16 protein-coding genes are annotated in these 18230 nt (G+C 72.0%); 8 read left to right on the plus strand and 8 right to left on the minus strand.

Annotated features, from left to right (window positions below; translation table 11 throughout):
• Positions 1-34: 34 nt before the first annotated feature.
• Positions 35-526, minus strand: coding sequence for an inorganic diphosphatase (locus tag ACWDUZ_RS10300; RefSeq protein ID WP_451631371.1), 492 nt, complete (start codon positions 524-526; stop codon positions 35-37).
• Between the two features lie 79 nt (positions 527-605).
• Here ACWDUZ_RS10300 and dacB point away from each other — a divergent pair, with 79 nt between their 5' ends.
• The 6 genes from dacB to folE all read left to right on the plus strand — a co-directional run bounded on the left by dacB (position 606) and on the right by folE (position 8572).
• Positions 606-2237, plus strand: a complete 1632-nt coding sequence (dacB, locus tag ACWDUZ_RS10305; RefSeq protein ID WP_451631372.1) for a D-alanyl-D-alanine carboxypeptidase/D-alanyl-D-alanine endopeptidase — start codon at positions 606-608, stop codon at positions 2235-2237.
• A 155-nt stretch (positions 2238-2392) separates the two neighbouring features.
• Positions 2393-3493, plus strand: a complete 1101-nt coding sequence (locus ACWDUZ_RS10310; protein WP_451631437.1) for a zinc-dependent metalloprotease — start codon at positions 2393-2395, stop codon at positions 3491-3493.
• Positions 3494-3686: 193 nt separating this feature from the next.
• The gene (gene tilS, locus ACWDUZ_RS10315) at positions 3687-4937 is read left to right on the plus strand and encodes a tRNA lysidine(34) synthetase TilS (protein WP_451631373.1); all 1251 of its coding nucleotides are present in this window, start codon (positions 3687-3689) and stop codon (positions 4935-4937) included.
• 80 nt (positions 4938-5017) lie between these two features.
• Positions 5018-5578, plus strand: a complete 561-nt coding sequence (hpt, locus tag ACWDUZ_RS10320; protein WP_451631374.1) for a hypoxanthine phosphoribosyltransferase — start codon at positions 5018-5020, stop codon at positions 5576-5578.
• Between the two features lie 184 nt (positions 5579-5762).
• Entirely contained in the window at positions 5763-7802 is a 2040-nt protein-coding gene (gene ftsH / locus ACWDUZ_RS10325) for an ATP-dependent zinc metalloprotease FtsH (RefSeq protein WP_451631375.1), read from the plus strand.
• A 164-nt stretch (positions 7803-7966) separates the two neighbouring features.
• Positions 7967-8572, plus strand: coding sequence for a GTP cyclohydrolase I FolE (gene folE / locus ACWDUZ_RS10330; protein WP_030177353.1), 606 nt, complete (start codon positions 7967-7969; stop codon positions 8570-8572).
• 36 nt (positions 8573-8608) lie between these two features.
• Here folE and ACWDUZ_RS10335 read toward each other — a convergent pair whose 3' ends face one another.
• From ACWDUZ_RS10335 to ACWDUZ_RS10360, 6 genes are all read right to left on the minus strand, one after another.
• Positions 8609-9103, minus strand: a complete 495-nt coding sequence (locus ACWDUZ_RS10335; protein ID WP_451631376.1) for a DUF3180 domain-containing protein — start codon at positions 9101-9103, stop codon at positions 8609-8611.
• A gap of 110 nt (positions 9104-9213) precedes the next feature.
• A complete protein-coding gene (gene folK / locus ACWDUZ_RS10340; protein WP_451631377.1) occupies positions 9214-9825 on the minus strand; it encodes a 2-amino-4-hydroxy-6-hydroxymethyldihydropteridine diphosphokinase in 612 nt (203 codons plus the stop codon).
• Positions 9822-10181 carry a dihydroneopterin aldolase gene (gene folB, locus ACWDUZ_RS10345; RefSeq protein WP_451631378.1) on the minus strand — a complete coding sequence of 120 codons (360 nt, stop codon included), beginning with the start codon at positions 10179-10181 and terminating at the stop codon, positions 9822-9824. Before folB ends, folK begins: the two co-directional genes overlap by 4 nt.
• 261 nt (positions 10182-10442) lie before the next feature.
• Positions 10443-10955 (minus strand): nuclear transport factor 2 family protein, encoded by a 513-nt coding sequence (locus ACWDUZ_RS10350; protein WP_451631379.1) that lies wholly within the window; start codon positions 10953-10955, stop codon positions 10443-10445.
• Positions 10952-11884 (minus strand): dihydropteroate synthase, encoded by a 933-nt coding sequence (folP, locus tag ACWDUZ_RS10355; RefSeq protein ID WP_451631380.1) that lies wholly within the window; start codon positions 11882-11884, stop codon positions 10952-10954. The genes ACWDUZ_RS10350 and folP overlap by 4 nt, the downstream gene beginning before the upstream one ends.
• Before the next feature lie 172 nt (positions 11885-12056).
• Positions 12057-13868 (minus strand): phosphatidylglycerol lysyltransferase domain-containing protein, encoded by a 1812-nt coding sequence (locus ACWDUZ_RS10360; RefSeq protein ID WP_451631381.1) that lies wholly within the window; start codon positions 13866-13868, stop codon positions 12057-12059.
• Positions 13869-14095: 227 nt separating this feature from the next.
• Between ACWDUZ_RS10360 and ACWDUZ_RS10365 the strand changes: the two genes are divergently transcribed.
• Both ACWDUZ_RS10365 and ACWDUZ_RS10370 read left to right on the plus strand, forming a co-directional pair.
• Complete coding sequence (locus ACWDUZ_RS10365; protein ID WP_451631382.1) at positions 14096-15223, plus strand: alpha/beta hydrolase; 1128 nt, start codon at positions 14096-14098, stop codon at positions 15221-15223.
• A gap of 170 nt (positions 15224-15393) precedes the next feature.
• Positions 15394-16722 carry a hypothetical protein gene (locus ACWDUZ_RS10370; RefSeq protein WP_451631383.1) on the plus strand — a complete coding sequence of 443 codons (1329 nt, stop codon included), beginning with the start codon at positions 15394-15396 and terminating at the stop codon, positions 16720-16722.
• 121 nt (positions 16723-16843) lie between these two features.
• On the opposite strand, the gene ACWDUZ_RS10375 is transcribed toward ACWDUZ_RS10370, so the two are convergent.
• Entirely contained in the window at positions 16844-18178 is a 1335-nt protein-coding gene (locus tag ACWDUZ_RS10375) for a PH domain-containing protein (RefSeq protein ID WP_451631438.1), read from the minus strand.
• Positions 18179-18230 lie beyond the last annotated feature (52 nt).

Genomic DNA, 18230 nt, shown 5'->3' on the forward strand with positions numbered 1-18230 from the left:
GACGCGGCCCGCGGGCGTGGTGCAGCGCGTACGGTCAGTGACCGCCGTGCTCCTGGAAACGCTTGATGGACCGCTCGATCTCCGTCTCGGCGTCGGCGCGGCCGACCCAGTCGGCGCCCTCGACCGACTTGCCCGGCTCCAGGTCCTTGTAGACCTCGAAGAAGTGCTGGATCTCCAGGCGGTCGAACTCCGACACGTGGTGGATGTCCCGCAGGTGCTCCACACGCGGGTCGGAGGCCGGGACGCACAGCAGTTTGTCGTCGCCGCCGGCCTCGTCCGTCATCCGGAACATGCCGATGGCGCGGCACTTGATGAGGCAGCCGGGAAACGTCGGCTCGTCCAGGATGACCAGCGCGTCCAGCGGGTCGCCGTCCTCGCCGAGGGTGTTCTCGACGAAGCCGTAGTCGGCCGGGTAGCTGGTCGAAGTGAAGAGTCGACGGTCCAGGCGGATACGACCGGTCTCGTGGTCCACCTCGTACTTGTTCCGCGAACCCTTCGGGATCTCGATCGTGACGTCGAACTCCACCGGTGGCTCCTCCATGATCAACACATAGTTCTGGTGGTTAAGTGTCCCTCACGCACGTGTGTGATCGCGAAAGGGGCTGGTGGTCGTGCCGGAGCTGAGGGGCTGGCGGGCCGCGAGACCGCGTCTGACGGGCCTGGCGCGGGCCGCGAAGCCGCGTCTGGCACGGCTGGCGCGGGCCGTACGACCAGGTCTGGTCCAGGCCGCGCGGTCCGTGGGACCGCGGGTCGCACGGCTCACGGCGACCACCCGGCCACGGCCCGCCGGACCGGCGACCTGGCGGTACACCGCGGGCGCCGCCACCGCCGGGCTGGCACTGGCCGCCGGCGTGGTGACCGCCGCCGGTCCCTGGGACTCCACCGGCCAGCGTACGGCGGAGCGGGACCGGGCAGCCTCCCTGGAGCGCGCGGGTGGCACAGATCACGGTCGTGCTTCCGATACGTCCGCTACGTCCGGCACTGCGGTCGACGGACCGAGACCCGCGCCCAGCGCCGAACCCGTGCTGGTCGGCCTCGGCAGTGGCGGCAGCCTGGTGAAGTCGGCGGCCGGCGGACCGGCCCTCGCCACCGTCCTCGACCCCCTGCTGCGCGACCCCGCTCTCGGTGCCCGGCACTCCGCCGTGGTCGTCGACGTCGCCACCGGCCGGCGGCTCTACGGCCGGGACGCCGGTGAAGCGCTCACCCCGGCCTCGACCACCAAGATCGCCACCGCGGTCGCCGCCCTGTCCGCCCTCGGCCCCGACCACCGCCTCACCACCCGCGTGGCCCTGGAGCCCACCGCCGGGAACCTGGTCCTGATCGGCGGCGGCGACCCCACCCTCACCGCCCGTGAGGACGCGCACGGCTGGGCGAGCCTGCGCTCCCTCGCCGCCACGACGGCGGCCGCCCTGAAGAAGCGCGGGCTCGACAAGGTCACGCTGTCGTACGACACCTCCCTGTTCGCCGGCTCAGCCCTGCACCCCATCGGTGTGAACGAGAACCTGGCGCCGGTCACCGCCCTGATGGCCGACGAGGCCCGCACCGACGACTCCACCAGCGGCCCGGCGCCGCGCGAGGCCGACCCGGCGGCCGCGGCCGCCCGCGCCTTCGGCGGCTTCCTGAAGGACCGCGGCATCCGCACCACCGACCCGCGTCCCGCCAGGGCGACCGGCCGCGCGCAGACCCTCGCGTCCGTCTCCTCGCCCCCGCTGTCCGACGTGGTCGAACGCATGCTCACCAACAGCGACAACGACATCGCCGAGGCGCTGGCCCGCCAGACGGGCGTCGCCGGCGGCGGGCGCCCGGACTTCGCCGGCGGCGCCCGGGCCGTCGCCACCCGGTTGAAGACACTCGGCCTGCCCCTGGCCGGGGCGGAGTTCCACGACGGCAGCGGCCTGAACCGTGACGACAAACTCACCGCGGACCTGCTGACCGCGCTGCTGCGCGAGGCCGCCGACCCCGCCCACCCCGAGCTCCGCCCCGTCCTCACCGGCCTCCCCGTGGCCGCCTTCACGGGCACCCTGGCCGAGCGCTACACGTCCGGCGGTGCGGGCGGGGTCGTACGCGCCAAGACGGGCACCCTGACCGGCGTGAACACCCTGGCGGGCACGGCCGTCGACCAGGACGGCCACCTGCTGGCCTTCGCCTTCATGGCGGAGGGCACGACGGACCCCACGGCCGCCCAGTCGACGCTCGACAGGACGGCGACGGCACTCTCGGCCTGCGGCTGCGGCTAGCCGGTGCCGCGGGCCGTCGTCCCCCGTCCGCCGTGCCTGGTCGGGGCCACCGCCGGGGCAATTCGGACCGCACCCGCCCGCACAGCCTGCCCCGAGCGGCACCGCTCACGTACCGTTGACGCATGACGAGCATCGGTGGTGCCGCAAGTCCCGGGATGGTCGACTGGAATCTCGCGGTGGCGACCGCGACCCGCCTGGTCAGGCCGGGCCCCGAGGTGAGCCGCGACGAGGCCCGCGCCGTCGTCGCGGAACTGCGCCGGCACGCCAGAGCCTCGGAGGAACACGTCCGGGGCTTCACTCGTCTGGGTACGGAAGCCACCCACGACACGCCCGTGCTCGTGGTCGACCGCCCCGGCTGGGTCCGGGCGAACGTCGCCGGCTTCCGCGAGCTGCTCAAACCGCTGCTGGACAAGATGCAGGCGCGCCGCGGCAGCGGCCCCGGGAACGTGGTCCTCGGCGCGGTGGGCGGCAAGGTCACCGGCGTCGAACTCGGCATGCTGCTGTCCTTCCTCGCCTCCCGCGTGCTCGGCCAGTACGAGACGTTCGCCCCGGCGACCCGCGAGCTGCCCGCGGGCGCGAACGGCGGCGGACGGCTGCTGCTCGTCGCCCCGAACATCGTCCACGTCGAGCGCGAACTCGACGTGGACCCCCACGACTTCCGCCTCTGGGTGTGTCTGCACGAGGAGACCCACCGCACGCAGTTCACCGCGGTGCCCTGGCTGCGCGACCACCTCGAGGGTGAAATCCAGTCGTTCTTGTCGGAGACCGACGTCGACCCGATGGCGTTCCTGGAACGCGTCCGCGAGGCCGCCCAGTCGCTGGTCGGCGGGCGCCCGGAGGGCGAGGAGGACGACGGCGGCCGCTCCCTCGTCGAGCTGGTGCAGACCCCCGCCCAGCGCGAGATCCTCGGGCGGCTCACCGCCGTGATGTCCCTGCTGGAGGGCCACGCCGACTTCGTGATGGACGGGGTCGGGCCGGAGGTCGTGCCGAGCGTCGGGGAGATCCGCGAGAAGTTCCAGCAGCGCCGCGCCAAGGGCGCCTCACGGTTGGACACGGCCCTGCGCAAACTGCTGGGCCTGGACGCCAAGCTGCGGCAGTACCGGGAGGGCGAGCGGTTCGTCCGCGCGGTCGTCGAACAGGTCGGCATGGACGGCTTCAACCGCGTGTGGACCTCCCCGAACACCCTCCCCACCAAGGCGGAGATCGCCAAACCGGCGGAGTGGGTCGCACGGGTGCACCGCAGGGCCGAGCCGTGAACCGGTGTGGGGGTGTGGTGAACCGAATCCGGCCGACGGCAGGCGAACGCCCCTCCAATCACCCGTCCGAGGGACCGTAGGCGATGGGTAGGCGTGCAATGCTCGGGGAACGGCCCGTTTCTGTCACCATCGACACACTCTGAGTGACCGACTCGGGCTCACCCCCCGAAAACTTCCGTGAAGGGAACCGGACATGGGTCCCCATCCTGCGGTCGCGGCGATACGCCTGGCGGTACGCCGCGTCCTGAACGACATCCTCGACGAGCAGAGCGCGCCGCACGCCGAACTGCCCCGTCCCGAACTGCAGACCGCCCACGCGCAGACGCCGCACGCCGCCCAGTTGCCGTACGCCCCGCATGCGCCGCGCGCCCCGCACTCGCCGTACGGCGACCACGCGCAGGAGACCGCCCCCGCGCCGGGCCCGCGCGCCGCCCCGTTCTCCGGGCAGCCCCCGCTCAGCGTGCCGACACCGAGCCGCGGCCGGCGCATCGCCCGCACTCCCCGCGGCTCGCAGGCGGCCCACGAGCACCCGACGCCGCTGGTCCTCGTGGCCTGCTCCGGCGGGGCCGACTCCATGGCGCTCGCCTCCGCCCTCGCCTTCGAGGCCCCCAAGCTCGGCGTCCGGGCCGGCGGCATCACCGTCGACCACGGTCTCCAGCCCGGCTCCGACCTGCGCGCCGACGAGGTCGCCCAGCGGCTGCGCGAACTCGGGCTGGACCCGGTCGAGGCCGTCGCCGTCGCCGTGGGCCGCGACGGCGGCCCGGAGGCCGCGGCCCGCGACGCCCGCTACGCCGCCCTCGACGCCGCCGCCGACCGCCACGGCGCCGCCGCGATCCTGCTCGGCCACACCCGCGACGACCAGGCCGAGACGGTGCTGCTCGGTCTCGCCCGCGGCTCCGGCATCCGCTCCCTGTCGGGCATGGCCGCGGTCTCGGGGGCCGGCGGCCGCTACCGGCGCCCGTTCCTGCACATCGACCGGCAGACCGCCCGCAAGGCCTGCATGGCCCAGTCCCTGCCCGTCTGGGACGACCCGCACAACACCGACCCCGCCTACACCCGTTCCCGGCTGCGCCACGAGGGCCTGCCCGCCCTGGAGAAGGCGCTCGGCAAGGGCGTCGTCGAGGCTCTCGCCCGCACCGCCCAGCTCTCCCGCGACGACGCCGACGCCCTGGACGCCTGGGCCGGTCAGGCCGCGGCCGCCGCCCGCGACGACGCCGGCTGTCTGGAGTGCGCCAAACTGCACGCGCTGCCCCCCGCCGTACGCCGCCGCGTGCTGCGCCGCGCCGCCATCGACGCCGGCGCCCCGGCCGGTTCCCTGTTCGCCCGCCACATCGAGGAAGTGGACCGGCTGATCACCGGCTGGCGCGGTCAGGGCGCCATCAACCTCCCCGGCAAAGTCGTCGCTCGCCGGCAGGGTGGCAGACTGGTGATTCGGCAAGGCTGAATCCTTCCCACCCCGGGAAGGCGCCGGCCTCCCCCTTCGGGGAGGGTCGGAGCAGCCGGTGGGACGACCGACCGAAAGTGATGCGGGTGGACGCGAAAGACATGGGTGCCGACCTTCAGCAGGTACTCATCACCAAGGAAGAGATCGACGCCAAGCTGGCCGAGCTGGCCTCGAAGATCGACGCGGAGTACGCGGACAAGGACCTGCTGATCGTCGGCGTCCTCAAGGGCGCGGTCATGGTCATGGCCGACCTGGCCCGGGCCCTGTCCACCCCCGTCACCATGGACTGGATGGCCGTGTCCTCCTACGGCGCGGGCACCCAGTCCTCCGGCGTGGTGCGGATCCTCAAGGACCTCGACACCGACATCAAGGGCAGGCACGTCCTGATCGTCGAGGACATCATCGACTCCGGCCTGACCCTGTCCTGGCTGATCAACAACCTCGGCTCCCGCGAGCCCGCGTCCCTGAAAGTGTGCACCCTGCTGCGCAAGCCGGACGCCGCCAAGGTCGCCATCGACGTGGAGTGGGTCGGCTTCGACATCCCCAACGAGTTCGTCGTCGGCTACGGCCTGGACTACGCCGAGAAGTACCGCAACCTGCCGTTCGTCGGTACGCTCGCCCCCCACGTCTACGGCGGCTGACGCCCTCCGCCGCGGAGCCGTCCGGTGATCGGGAACCCCGGCGGCACTGTGGGCGTTGGAGCATGCAGACGGGTACGCCGGCTCTCCCGCGCGGCTACGAGCCGCGATGCTGGGGTACCGTCAGAAGAACTGTCTTATCAAACTCACTGTGGCAGGAGGGACGGGGCGGCACCGCTCCGTATGGATGGACGTGAAGCGATACTTCCGTGGGCCGGTCATGTGGATCGTGCTGGCCGTCCTTGCCGTGGTCGTGTTGATGCAGGTCGTCGGCTCGTCCGGCGGCTACAAGACGGTGGACACAGGCCAGGTCGTAGCCGCGATCAATGACAACCGGGTCCAGCAGGCCAAGCTGACCACCGGCGACGAGCAGACCATCAAGGTCGAGCTCAAGGACGGCCAGAAGGTCGACGGCAGCTCGAAGATCCAGGCGAGCTACATCGGCGACCAGGGCGTCAACATCGCCAACACGCTGCAGGACAAGTACCAGCACAAGCAGATCCCGGACGGCTACACGGTCTCGCCGTCCAAGCAGAACCCGTTCGTCGGCGTGCTGCTCTCGCTGCTGCCCTTCGTCCTCATCGTGGTCGTCTTCCTGTTCCTGATGAACCAGATGCAGGGCGGCGGCTCCCGGGTCATGAACTTCGGCAAGTCCAAGGCCAAGCTCATCACCAAGGACACCCCCAAGACGACCTTCTCGGACGTCGCCGGCGCCGACGAGGCCGTCGAGGAGCTCCACGAGATCAAGGAGTTCCTCCAGGAGCCGGCCAAGTTCCAGGCCGTCGGGGCCAAGATCCCCAAGGGCGTTCTGCTCTACGGCCCGCCCGGCACCGGCAAGACCCTGCTGGCACGCGCGGTGGCCGGCGAGGCCGGGGTCCCCTTCTACTCGATCTCCGGTTCCGACTTCGTCGAGATGTTCGTCGGTGTCGGTGCCTCCCGAGTCCGTGACCTGTTCGAACAGGCCAAGGCGAACGCCCCGGCGATCGTCTTCGTCGACGAGATCGACGCCGTCGGCCGCCACCGCGGCGCCGGCCTCGGCGGTGGTCACGACGAGCGCGAGCAGACCCTGAACCAGCTGCTCGTCGAGATGGACGGCTTCGATGTCAAGGGCGGTGTGATCCTCATCGCCGCCACCAACCGGCCCGACATCCTCGACCCCGCCCTGCTGCGCCCGGGCCGCTTCGACCGCCAGATCGCGGTCGACCGCCCCGACATGCAGGGCCGGCTGGAGATCCTCAAGGTCCACCAGAAGGGCAAGCCGGTCGCCCACGACGTCGACCTGGCCGCGGTCGCCCGCCGCACGCCCGGCTTCACCGGTGCCGATCTGTCCAACGTCCTGAACGAGGCCGCGCTGCTCACGGCCCGCAGCGACCAGAAGCTGATCGACAACAAGATGCTGGACGAGGCGATCGACCGCGTGGTCGCGGGCCCGCAGAAGCGGACCCGGATCATGTCGGACAAGGAGAAGAAGATCACCGCGTACCACGAGGGCGGTCACGCCCTGGTCGCGGCGGCCTCGCCGAACTCCGACCCGGTCCACAAGATCACGATCCTGTCCCGCGGCCGGGCCCTCGGTTACACGATGGTGCTCCCGGAGGAGGACAAGTACTCGACCACGCGCAACGAGATGCTCGACCAGCTGGCCTACATGCTGGGCGGCCGCGCGGCCGAGGAACTGGTCTTCCACGACCCGACCACGGGCGCCGCGAACGACATCGAGAAGGCCACCACGACGGCCCGCGCCATGGTCACGCAGTACGGCATGACCGAGCGTCTCGGCGCCATCAAGTTCGGCGGCGACAACACCGAGCCGTTCCTCGGACGTGAGATGGCCCACCAGCGCGACTACTCGGAAGAGGTCGCCGCGCTCGTGGACGAGGAAGTCAAGAAGCTCATCGAGAACGCGCACAACGAGGCCTGGGAGATCCTGGTCGAGAACCGCGACGTCCTCGACAACCTCGTCCTGGCGCTGCTGGAGAAGGAGACCCTGGGCAAGGAGGAGATCGCCGAGATCTTCGCCCCGGTCGTCAAGCGCCCGCCGCGACCCGCCTGGACCGGCTCCTCCCGCCGTACGCCGTCCACCCGTCCGCCGGTGCTCTCCCCCAAGGAGCTGGCCCTGACCAACGGGGCGAACGGCGCGACGGCGGCGATCAGCACGGTCAAGTCCACCGCCACGGACCCCACCCCGGCGCCTGAGCAGGCACCGGAGGAGCGTCCGGAGACCTGACGAAGAGCCGTGCGGGGGCCCACCGGCCCCGCACGGCCCCGGAATGCACGCCGCGCCCCCCGGGTTCTAGCCTGGGGGGCGCGGCATTCCGTATGCCCCGGCATGTCGTGATGCCCCGGCATTTCGCGTGGCCGCGGCTGAGACAGACAGGAACGAGGCTTCACATGACCGACCCCGTGACGCTGGACGGCGAGAGCACCTTCGGCGAGTTCGACGAGAAGCGCGCCGAGAACGCCGTGCGCGAGCTCCTCATCGCGGTCGGCGAGGACCCGGACCGCGAGGGTCTGCGGGACACCCCGGCGCGGGTGGCGCGGGCGTACAAGGAGATATTCGCGGGGCTGTGGCAGACGCCCGAGGACGTCCTGACGACGACGTTCGACCTGGGGCACGACGAGATGGTGCTCGTGAAGGACATCGAGGTGTACTCGACCTGCGAGCACCATCTCGTTCCGTTCCGGGGCGTCGCGCACGTCGGCTACATCCCGTCCACCAGCGGCAAGATCACGGGCCTGTCCAAGCTGGCCCGGCTCGTGGACGTCTACGCCCGCCGCCCGCAGGTGCAGGAACGGCTCACCACGCAGATCGCCGACTCGCTGATGGAGATCCTGGAGCCGCGCGGCGTGATCGTCGTCGTGGAGTGCGAGCACATGTGCATGTCCATGCGGGGCATCCGCAAGCCCGGGGCCAAGACCATCACCTCGGCGGTGCGCGGTCAACTGAGGGACGCGGCGACGCGCAACGAGGCGATGAGCCTGATCATGGCGCACTGACGGCGTACCGACCGGCAGCGCGCTGGGCCGGAGCCGTCAGGCGACCGGTTCCGCTCCCGGGTGGTCGTGGTCCTGGTCGTCGTCCTCGGGGAGTTTGCAGACGCGTTCCAGGAACAGGGCCGCCACTATCACCGCCAGGCCCGCGACGACCGAGAAGCCGGCGTAGATCGCCTGATCGCGGCGGGCGGGGATGTCCAGGAGCTCCAGGAGGAAGACGCCGGTGCCGCCGTACATGCCGGCGACGAGGGCGGCGACCAGGGCGCTGGCCTGACCGAAGACCACCGCCCGGGCGGCCATCAGCGGGTCGACGCCCTTGGCGCCGGGCCGGCGCTCGCGCTGGGCCTTCAGCCGGGCGCGCAGGGAGAGGGCCGTGGACAGCAGGACCGCGGCGATCAGGGCGAGGACGATGGGGGCGGCCAAGGGGACGCTGGGCAGTGTCCCCACCCCGTTCCACAGGCGGGCGCCTGCCCAGGACAGCACTCCGGCGACGACGAACACGCCGATCAGCACCCTGATGCGCAGCTCTTTCACGGTGTCCCTTCAGCTCCCCCGGACCCTGGGTCGGGTGTGAGCGGCTCGGCCCGGCCCGCCGACGGGTCCGTCCGTGCCGTACGTCGTCCGATCTTTCTCGACCTTAACGACTACTCGGGCAGCCGGAGTTCCAGATCCCCGCGCGGTTCCACGCCCGCACGGGTGAGAGCGGTCAGCAGGGCCGCCACCGGGCCGCGGCCGGGCAGCTGGGCCTCGGGGTCCACGTCGTGCCACGGGGCGAGGACGAAGGCGCGTTCGTGGGCGCGCGGATGAGGGAGCGTGAGACGCGGGTCGTCGGAGACGACATCGGCGTAGGCGACGATGTCGACGTCGATGGTGCGCGGACCCCAGCGTCCGTCCCGGACCCGGTGGAAGGCCTCCTCGATGGCGTGGGCGCGCTCCAGCAGGGAGGACGGCGGCAGCGTCGTCTTCAGGACCACGACCGCGTTGAAGTACGACGGCTGGGAGCCGGGCTCGACGCCCCACGGTTCCGTCTCGTAGACGGGGGAGACCGCCTTGATGCGGACGCCCGGGGTGTCCTCCAGCGCGTCGACGGCGCCCTGAAGGGTCTCCAGTCGGTTGCCGAGGTTGGACCCGAGGGAGATCACGGCCCGTTTCGGGTTCTGCAGAGTGGTGTCGGCGGCGTCGACCTTCTCGACGACGGAGGCGGGCACCGGCTGGACGGTCGGGTCGGTGGGGCCCTGGGCGAAAGATGCGCTCATACTCGGCTCCGGGTGATGGTGACGGTCACGTCGTCGAAGGGGACGGTGATCGGCGCGTCCGGCTTGTGGACGCAGACCTCGACCTCCTGGACGCCCGCGTGCTTCAGGCAGACCTGGGCGATGCGCTCGGCGAGCGTCTCGATGAGGTTCACGGGCTCGCCCTCCACCACGGCGACGACCTCCTCGGCCACGATGCCGTAGTGCACGGTCTTCGCCAGGTCGTCGTCGGCCGCGGCGCGGCGGGTGTCCACGCCCAGGACGAGGTCCACCAGGAAGGTCTGGCCCTCCTCGCGCTCCTTGGGGAACACACCGTGGTGCCCGCGAGCCTTCAGGCCGCGCAGCGCGACACGATCCACGCGAATCACTCCTGCAATCGTCGGTGACGGCCGGCTGCTGCCGCGTGCGGGCGGCACACCGGTCGCCAACGAATCTACCTGCGGACACTGACAGCGCCGGGTCGCGGGCGCGGTCCCGTGGGCCGGGCCGGGCAGGTTCCGTCCGGCGTTTCCCCTGGAGAACCCGCATGCGCACCGGCCGACTGCCGCCTCTGCCGCCGCGCCCGTGATTCCGGCCACGTCCGGCGCTCGCCGGCGTTCCTCCGTGGTGCGCCTACCCGCTCAGGCGGGTGTCTCGTCGTCCCCGGCCTCCTCGTTCTCGTCGCTCTCGGCCAGGACAGGGGAGGCGTGGTGGGACCAGAGCTTCCAGCCGAGCGGTGTGCGCCGGAACACATTGGTGGCGACGACCAACTGGCCGACCAGCGGCCCGAGCTCGCCGCCCTCGTCGGGGGCGGGGCCGCCGCTGAGGATGTTCTCGGTGCAGGTCACCAGGGCGGTGTTGGCCGTGACGGAGACGTGCACGTCGGTGAGGAAGAACTGGATGTAGTCGGTGTTCGCCATGATCAGCGCGTAGGAGCGCAGCACCTCGCCGCGGCCGGTGAGCACCGGCCAGCCGGGGTGCACGCAGGAGACCACCCCGGTGTCGGCCGGATCGTGGTACTCCTCGTCCACGCCCAGGTCGGACGGGGTGAGCCAGAGCGAGGACAGCTCCTCGAAGTCACCCTGCTCCAGTGCCTCGTAGAAGGCCGTGTTGGCGGCCTGGACCTCCTCGACGTCGGTGTGGGGGGCGCTCACCGGTGTCCTTCGGGGGAGTGGGGGGTGCTCTCGGGGGTGTGCGTGCCGTCGGTGGGGGCGTTCCGGCGGCCGCGTGCCTGCTCCACGGCGCGTGCGACCCGTACCGCGTCCGCCGTCGCGCGTACCTCGTGGACGCGCACCGCCCATGCGCCGGCGTGCGCCGCGAGCGCGGAGACGGCGGCGGTGGCGGCGTCGCGCTCGCGCGCGGGCGGAGGCGCGCCCTCCGGGCCGGCCAGCACCCGGCCGAGGAACCGCTTGCGGGAGGCGGCGACCAGCACGGGGTGGCCGAGGCCGAGCAGCCGGTCGAGGTGGGCCAGGAGCTCCAGGTCGTGCACGGCGTCCTTGGAGAAACCGAGGCCGGGGTCGATCACGATCCGGTCGGGGGCGATGCCGCCGCCCAGAACGGCCTCCACGCGCGCGTGCAGCTCGTCGACGACCTCGGTGACGACGTCCGCGTACACGCCCTTGACGCCGCTGCCCTGGAGGAAGCCGCGCCAGTGCATGACGACGAACGGGACGCCCGCGGCGGCCACCACGGGGACCATGGCCGGGTCCGCGAGACCGCCGCTGACGTCGTTGACGAGCACGGCCCCGGCCGCGAGGGCCTGCTCGGCGACGCGGGCGCGCATGGTGTCGACGGAGATCGTGACGCCCTCGGCGGCGAGGCCGCGGACGACCGGGATGACCCTCCGGAGCTCCTCGTCCTCGTCGACGCGGGTGGCGCCCGGACGGGTGGACTCGCCACCGACGTCGACCAGGTCGGCGCCCTGCGCGACCAGGTCGAGGCCGTGCTTGACGGCGATGGTCGTGTCGAACCAGCGGCCGCCGTCGGAGAAGGAGTCGGGAGTCACGTTCACGACCCCCATGACCGCACACCGGTCCCACGCCGGAAGCCCCGTCACTGTCCCGCGCCCGCTCAGGTTGCTCATATGTTCAGCGTAGGCCCAGGCTGCGCCCACCACGCCCGGGACCCGGACGCCGTCCCCACGCGCCCTCGACCAGGCACGCCGTCCACAGGCCGGGGTTGCGGAGACCGATCGGCCCGGTGCCCGAGAGGGCGCCTGAGCCGTGGGCGGGGCGCTCTCTCGGACCGGTGCGGGGTCAGGCGGCGCGGACGCCGCGTTCGGCGACCGCGTGGGGGCACGGGCGCTGTGCGGTGCGGTGGCGGCGCAGGAAGCGCGGGAGCGGCAGGGCGAGGTCGACGAAGCCCTCCGCCTGCATGGCGGCGAAGCCGATGCGGGGCAGGTCGGCGGAGGCACGGTAGACGACGAACCGCGGCTCCCAGCGCGGCCGGAACTTGGCGTTGAACTTGTACAGCGACTCGATCTGGAACCAGCGCGAGAGGAACACCAGCAGCCCGCGCCAGGCCCGCAGCACCGGACCCGCACCGATCTTCTCGCCGCGGGCCAGCGCCGAGCGGAACATCGCGAAGTTCAGCGAGATCCGGGTGATGCCGAGCTTCGGCGCGGCCTGCAGCGCCGCCACGATGAGCAGTTCGTTCATACCGGGGTCGGCCGAGCGGTCGCGGCGCATCAGGTCCAGGGAGACGCCGTCCGCGCCCCAGGGCACGAAGTGCAGGATCGCCTTCAGGTCGCCGTACGCGCCCGGCTCGTCGTCCTGCTTGTGCGCGGTCGCTATGAGGCAGTCCCCGTCGGACGGGTCGCCGATGCGGCCGAGCGCCATGGAGAAGCCCCGCTCGGTGTCGGTGCCCCGCCAGTCCTCGGCGGCCCGCCGGATCCGCTCCAGTTCGCCGTCGCCGAGGTCACCGACGCGCCGCACCCGCGTTTCGTAGCCGGCCCGTTCGATGCGCTTGACCATCTGGCGGACGTTGCGCATCGCCCGTCCGGCGAGCGAGAAATCCGCGACGTCGACCACCGCCTCGTCGCCCAGTTCCAGGGCGTCCAGGCCGGTCTCCCGGGTCCACACCTGGCCGCCGGTCTCGGAGCAGCCCATGACGGCGGGTGTCCAGGAGTGCGCCCTGGCCTCGTCCATGAACCGCTCGATGGCACCCGGCCAGGCCTCGACGTCGCCGATCGGGTCACCGCTGGCGAGCATCACACCGGAGACGACGCGGTACGTCACCGCCGCCTTGCCGCTGGGCGAGAACACCACCGCCTTGTCGCGGCGCAGCGCGAAGTGGCCGAGGGAGTCCCGGCCGCCGTGCTCGGCCAGCAGGGCGCGCAGCCTGCTCTCGTCCTCCTCGGTCAGCCGCGCGGCCGGGTGCTCGGGGCGGAACGCCAGGTAGATCGTGGTGACCGCGGTGAGCCAGCCGAGCGCGCCGAGCGAGAAGGCGACCGTCCACGAGGTGTTGCCCTGGTAGTCGACCGGGCCCTCGAAGCCGAACAGGCCGTACACGACGTGGGTGAGACGGTCCGCCACGCTCGGGTCGCCCACCATGCGGTGCGTGTGGACGCTCACGATGAGCATGCCCAGCGCCAGTGAACCCGCGCTCATGAGTACGAAGTTGGCCAGCGCCCGCCACCGGCTGCGCGGGTCCGGCAGGGCCGAGAACTCCCTGCGGTGGACCAGCAGCGGCGCCAGCAGCGCCAGTGAGATGGCCGCCCCCACCACGGAGTGCCGGTAGACGAACTCGGCCACGGCGCCCGCCGGGAGCAGCGCCACGGCGGCGCGCCAGGCCCGCCGCTTGCGCCGTTTCAGCCCGTGCGCGAGCAGCAGCAACAGCACGCCCGCGCTGAGCGACAGCGCCGCGGCGAACGGGCCGAACGATCCGGGCAGCACCTCGGCGAGGGCGTGCATCCGGCTGTGCCGGAAGCGCGGAAAGACACCCGCCGCGATGTCCAGGAGACCCACCACGGCGGCGGCCCTGCCGACGAGAACGGGGACGGTCTCGGGGCGCGGACCGCGGAATATGCGGTGCATCCGACGGGATCGACCCGGAACCTCGCCCGACATTTCCCCATCTATCCTGACAGACATCGCATCCCGTAGTTCTGCGAGAGACCTTGAATCCGGTGCCGATCGGGGCATCCGGCGACATTGCGCCCTCTAGGACGGTGTCTTGGGGAGCAAGGTTCACTCCCCTCCGGAAAACCGGGCCAAAGGCCAGGGAAAGCCCGGGGCAAGGCCTCGCCAAGGATGCGTCGGCGGTGCCCGGGGGAAGTGCAGGCAGGAAAGAGTCCATGGGTCTCACGAGCAAAAAAGTGCTGGTACTGGCGGTGGCGCTCGCCGTGCTGCTGTTCGTCGCCACGGTGTGGCTGTGGCCCCGCCTGGCGCGCCGCAACTGGCGGGCCGTCAGCGGACGCGTCGGCATCCTGCTGGCCACGCAGACGATGATCTTCGCCTGCGTCGGCCTCGGCGCCAACCAGGCTTTCGGCTTCTACGCCAGCTGGGCGGACCTGTTCGGACAGGAGACCGATCAGGGTGTCGTCGTCGACCACTCGGCCAACGGCGCCCCCGGCGGCCCGCTCCAGGTGGTCGACACCCAGGCGATGAAGGCGACCGGCGGATCGCGGCCGCAACTGACCGGGCAGATCCAGAAGGTCGACATCGTCGGTCGTACGACCCACATCGCCACCTCCGCCTTCATCTACCTGCCGCCGGAGTACTTCCAGCCGCAGTACCGCACGCGCACCTTCCCGGCGACCGTGGTCCTCACCGGATATCCGGGCATCGCCCAGTCGCTCGTCAGCAAGCTCGACTACCCGAGTACGGCCCTGGATCTGGCCAAGGACGGGCGCATGCAGCCGATGATCCTGGTGATGCTGCGGCCCACCGTGGCGCCGCCGCGCGACACCGAGTGCGTGGACATCCCCGGCGGCCCGAAGACCGAGTCGTTCTTCGCCAGGGATCTTCCCGATGCCGTCCTCGCCCACTACCGGGTCGGGAAAAAGCCGGGCAGCTGGGGCATCGCCGGTGATTCCACGGGCGGTTACTGCGCGCTGAAACTGGCCATGCATCATCCCGACGTGTACGCGGCCGGCGCGGGGCTGTCGCCGTACTACAAGGCGGCGCTCGATCCGACGACCGGCGATCTCTTCCACGGGAAGAGGAATCTGAGGAATCGAGCCGACCTGATGTGGAGCATCAAGCACCGTCCGGCTCCGAACACTTCACTGCTCGTCACGAGCAGCAGGCACGGCGAGTCCGACTACAGGGCCACGCTCAGGTTCATAGACGCCGTCAGGGCGACGAACAAGACGCGTATCGCCTCGATCATCCTGGACAGCGGCGGCCACAACTTCAACACCTGGAAGCGCGAGATCCCGGCGATGCTGCAGTGGCTCAGCGGGCGGCTGAGCGACCGCTGAAAACGATCTTGTCGAAGGGTCACGGGCTCTCGGAAGAGGGCGGTGCGCGCTCTTCCGAGAAGGCCGGGAGCGGGCCCGCGGGGAAGAACGGGAAAAGGGCCCGGTTCCGATGGCCGTCTTTTTGCGGGGCGGGCCACCACGATTCGCCTACTCGCGGTAAGTTTCTGGCCATGCCACGTGGACGTCACCGCCATTCCCCGCCCTTGCACAGGCTGCTGCCTCCTTCGGCGATCGCCGGCGTCTCCCTTGTCTGCGCCCTGGGTCCCTGGGTGTTCACGGCACCGGTGGTGCTGCGGTCCCTCGCCGCGGCCGCGGCACTGACCACGCTCACCGGTGCGGTCGTCATGCGCCGCTGGGACGCTCAGGCCGGCCGCAAGGTCGCCGACCTCACGCGCGCGCGGGCGAGCGACGAGTGGCGCTTCGAGGAACGGGTCGCCGAACTCGAGTCCGATCTGGAGGAGTCGCGCGAACTCCGCCTCCGCCTCGAGCACAAGCTGCGGGCCAAGCGCAAGGAACTGGCGGGGCTGCGCAACGAGCACGCGGCCCTGCTGCGCCGCTACGCCACCGCGGAGACCGAGCGGGCCAGTGCCCTGGAGGGCCGCCGTCTGCTGGAGCTGGAGGCCGCGCCGGACGCCCGCGCGCTGGAGGCCGCCCCCGCCGACCGGACGGGAGCCACGACCGCCGGCCAGGCCGCTGACACGGAGGCCGCTGAGGCCGCTGAGGCCTCGGAAGTCATGGAGGACACGGAGGCTGCGGAGGTTGCGGCCCACAAGCCCCTCGACGCGGCTCCGGGCGTGTTCTCCCCGGAGGGTTCCGCGTTGTTCCTGCGCGCCAGGACGGCGCTGTCGCGGTTCGCCGGGGATGACGAGCCCGCGAGGGAAGCGGTCGACGGTGCGGAGACCGGCAGGGCCGTCGGCGGCGACGCGGACGCGGCGGCGGAGGACGAACCACAGGGGCAGCCCGAGGCGGCCGACGCGCACGGGCACGCGGCCGCCACCCCGACGACCGAGGCGGGCGGGCGCGGGCCGGGCGGTTCCGCCGGGCCGGCCGAGACCGGGACGACCACGGCGGCCGAGGGGGCCGCGGCCGCTGCCGGAACGACCGCGGAGTCGACTCCCGGTGCCGCGACGACGACGGCCACGCCCGAGCCGCCCGCGCCGGGCAGGCCCGCCGGACAGCAGCCCACCGGCCACTTCACCGTGCCGACCGCCGTGGCCGTGGTGCCGTCCGCGCCCGCACGGCGCCCGGCGGTCGAAGGCGGGTTCGACTTCTTCGGCACGAAGAACGGGTCGCCGTCCACCGCCCTGGAGACCGTCCAGAACGAGGACCTGGCCGATGTCGTGGGCCAGGAGGCCCTGGCCCTGCACAAGGCCGAGTCCGAGTCGCGGTACAAGCGGGCCGACGCCGACGCCCGTGGCGTGGGTCAGGTCATCGACCTGACCGCCCACGACGAGACGGAGCAGATCGACGTCCAGCGTCTGCGCACCGCGGCCTCCTGAGACGGACGGCCTCCACCGAAGAAGCGGACACAGCAGCCGAAGGCAAGGGGCGTGGCACCTGGACCACGGCCCTTACCGCTGCGCCGTCACCTCACCCCGCGCCACCTGCATCACCGCCGTGTCACCCCTGCATCCACCGGTCCGGCCGGGCCTCGCGCCGCCCGGTCCGCGACCGTTCCGCCTGTGCCAGCAGCAGCCGGGACGCTTCTCGGGCGTCCCGCAGGCGTGCCGCGACGGTCTTGTTCGCGCCCGTGTCCACGTGCACGTCGGCGAGCCGCCAAGCCCGCTGCCAGGGCCCCTGCGTGAGCCGTACGCTCTGCACCTTGGCATGCGGGACCAGCGCGAGCCGCCGCCTCAGCAGCCCGTGCCGGGCGGCGAACACCGTGTCGGTGACGGCTATCCCGTGCCCGCGCCACCACACCGGCGTGCACCACCGGGCGCGCCGCGGGGGACGTACCAAGGAGGTGGCCTCCGGCACCGCCACTCCGGGCAGCACGCGCGCGATCACCGACTCGGCGATCCGGTGCGGAGCGACCGGCAGCAGCACGGAGTTCGACGACCCGGCCACGTCGAGCTCCACCCGCACCCAGCCGAGCCGCCGCCACAGCAGCGGCTCCACGATCCGTACGGTCTGCACCCGCCCCGGCGGCACCGTCTCGTGCGTACGGTCGAGCAGCCCCCGGTCGATGCGCAGTCCGTCGGGCGACTCGCTCACCGTCCAGCCATAGGCGCTGACGAATCGCCCGACGCTGCTCGTGACGGCCCCGCCGAACAGCGGCAGCCCGACGGCCAGCACCGTCCACAGGCTGTGGGTGCCCAGCCACACCAGCGGCGGCACGACCACCGCGGTGGCCAGCGAGCCCCAGGTCGCGCCGATCAGCAACAGCGAGAGCGCGATCACCCGCCCCGGGACACGGACGAGTTCCCGCGCGGGCGCCTCGCCGACCTCTCGCGCGGTCTCGGGAGCGAAACCGGCGGCTCGCGCCAGCAGTTCGGCGCGCAGGGCGCGGGCGTCGTCCTCGCCGAGGAAGGCGAGTTCGTCCTTCTTGTCCGTCCCTATGACGTCCAGCTTCAGCTTGGCCACGCCCGCGACGCGCGCGAGCAGCGGCCGGGTGACGTCGACGGCCTGGATCCGCTCCAGCCGGATGTGCGCGGTGCGGCGGAACAACAGGCCGGTGCGGATGCGCAGTTCGGTGTCGGTCACCGCGAAGTGCGTGCACCACCAGGACAGGAAGCCGTACAGGGCGGCCGCCGGGAGGAGCACCGCGAGCCCGGCCAGCAGCATCGTCGTCGTCAGCCGCGTCAGCTGCTGCTGCGCCTGGCTCGGGTCGTGCACCGCCCACCCGGCGAGCACGGCGACCGGCGCCCACGCGCGCCGGAGCGGCGTCACGGGATGCAGCCGCCGCTCGATCACGCCGGGCTCGTTCCGGTCCACGGCCTCGTCGCCCCGGTCCACGGCCTCGACGACCCCCTCGCCCTTGTCGTCGCCGTGCGTGGTGCCGACGCCG

Source organism: Streptomyces sp. NPDC003393 (assembly GCF_053589015.1).

Excerpts from the sequence above, each read along its gene's own strand:
- ftsH (WP_451631375.1), top strand. The coding sequence starts at position 5,763 with ATGGACGTGAAGCGATACTTCCGTGGGCCGGTCATGTGGATCGTGCTG.
- ACWDUZ_RS10360 (WP_451631381.1), bottom strand. The coding sequence starts at position 13,868 with ATGTCGGGCGAGGTTCCGGGTCGATCCCGTCGGATGCACCGCATATTC.
- hpt (WP_451631374.1), top strand. The coding sequence starts at position 5,018 with ATGCGGGTGGACGCGAAAGACATGGGTGCCGACCTTCAGCAGGTACTC.
- folE (WP_030177353.1), top strand. The coding sequence starts at position 7,967 with ATGACCGACCCCGTGACGCTGGACGGCGAGAGCACCTTCGGCGAGTTC.
- ACWDUZ_RS10310 (WP_451631437.1), top strand. The coding sequence starts at position 2,393 with ATGGTCGACTGGAATCTCGCGGTGGCGACCGCGACCCGCCTGGTCAGG.
- tilS (WP_451631373.1), top strand. The coding sequence starts at position 3,687 with ATGGGTCCCCATCCTGCGGTCGCGGCGATACGCCTGGCGGTACGCCGC.
- folP (WP_451631380.1), bottom strand. The coding sequence starts at position 11,884 with ATGAGCAACCTGAGCGGGCGCGGGACAGTGACGGGGCTTCCGGCGTGG.
- folK (WP_451631377.1), bottom strand. The coding sequence starts at position 9,825 with ATGAGCGCATCTTTCGCCCAGGGCCCCACCGACCCGACCGTCCAGCCG.
- ACWDUZ_RS10365 (WP_451631382.1), top strand. The coding sequence starts at position 14,096 with ATGGGTCTCACGAGCAAAAAAGTGCTGGTACTGGCGGTGGCGCTCGCC.
- ACWDUZ_RS10370 (WP_451631383.1), top strand. The coding sequence starts at position 15,394 with ATGCCACGTGGACGTCACCGCCATTCCCCGCCCTTGCACAGGCTGCTG.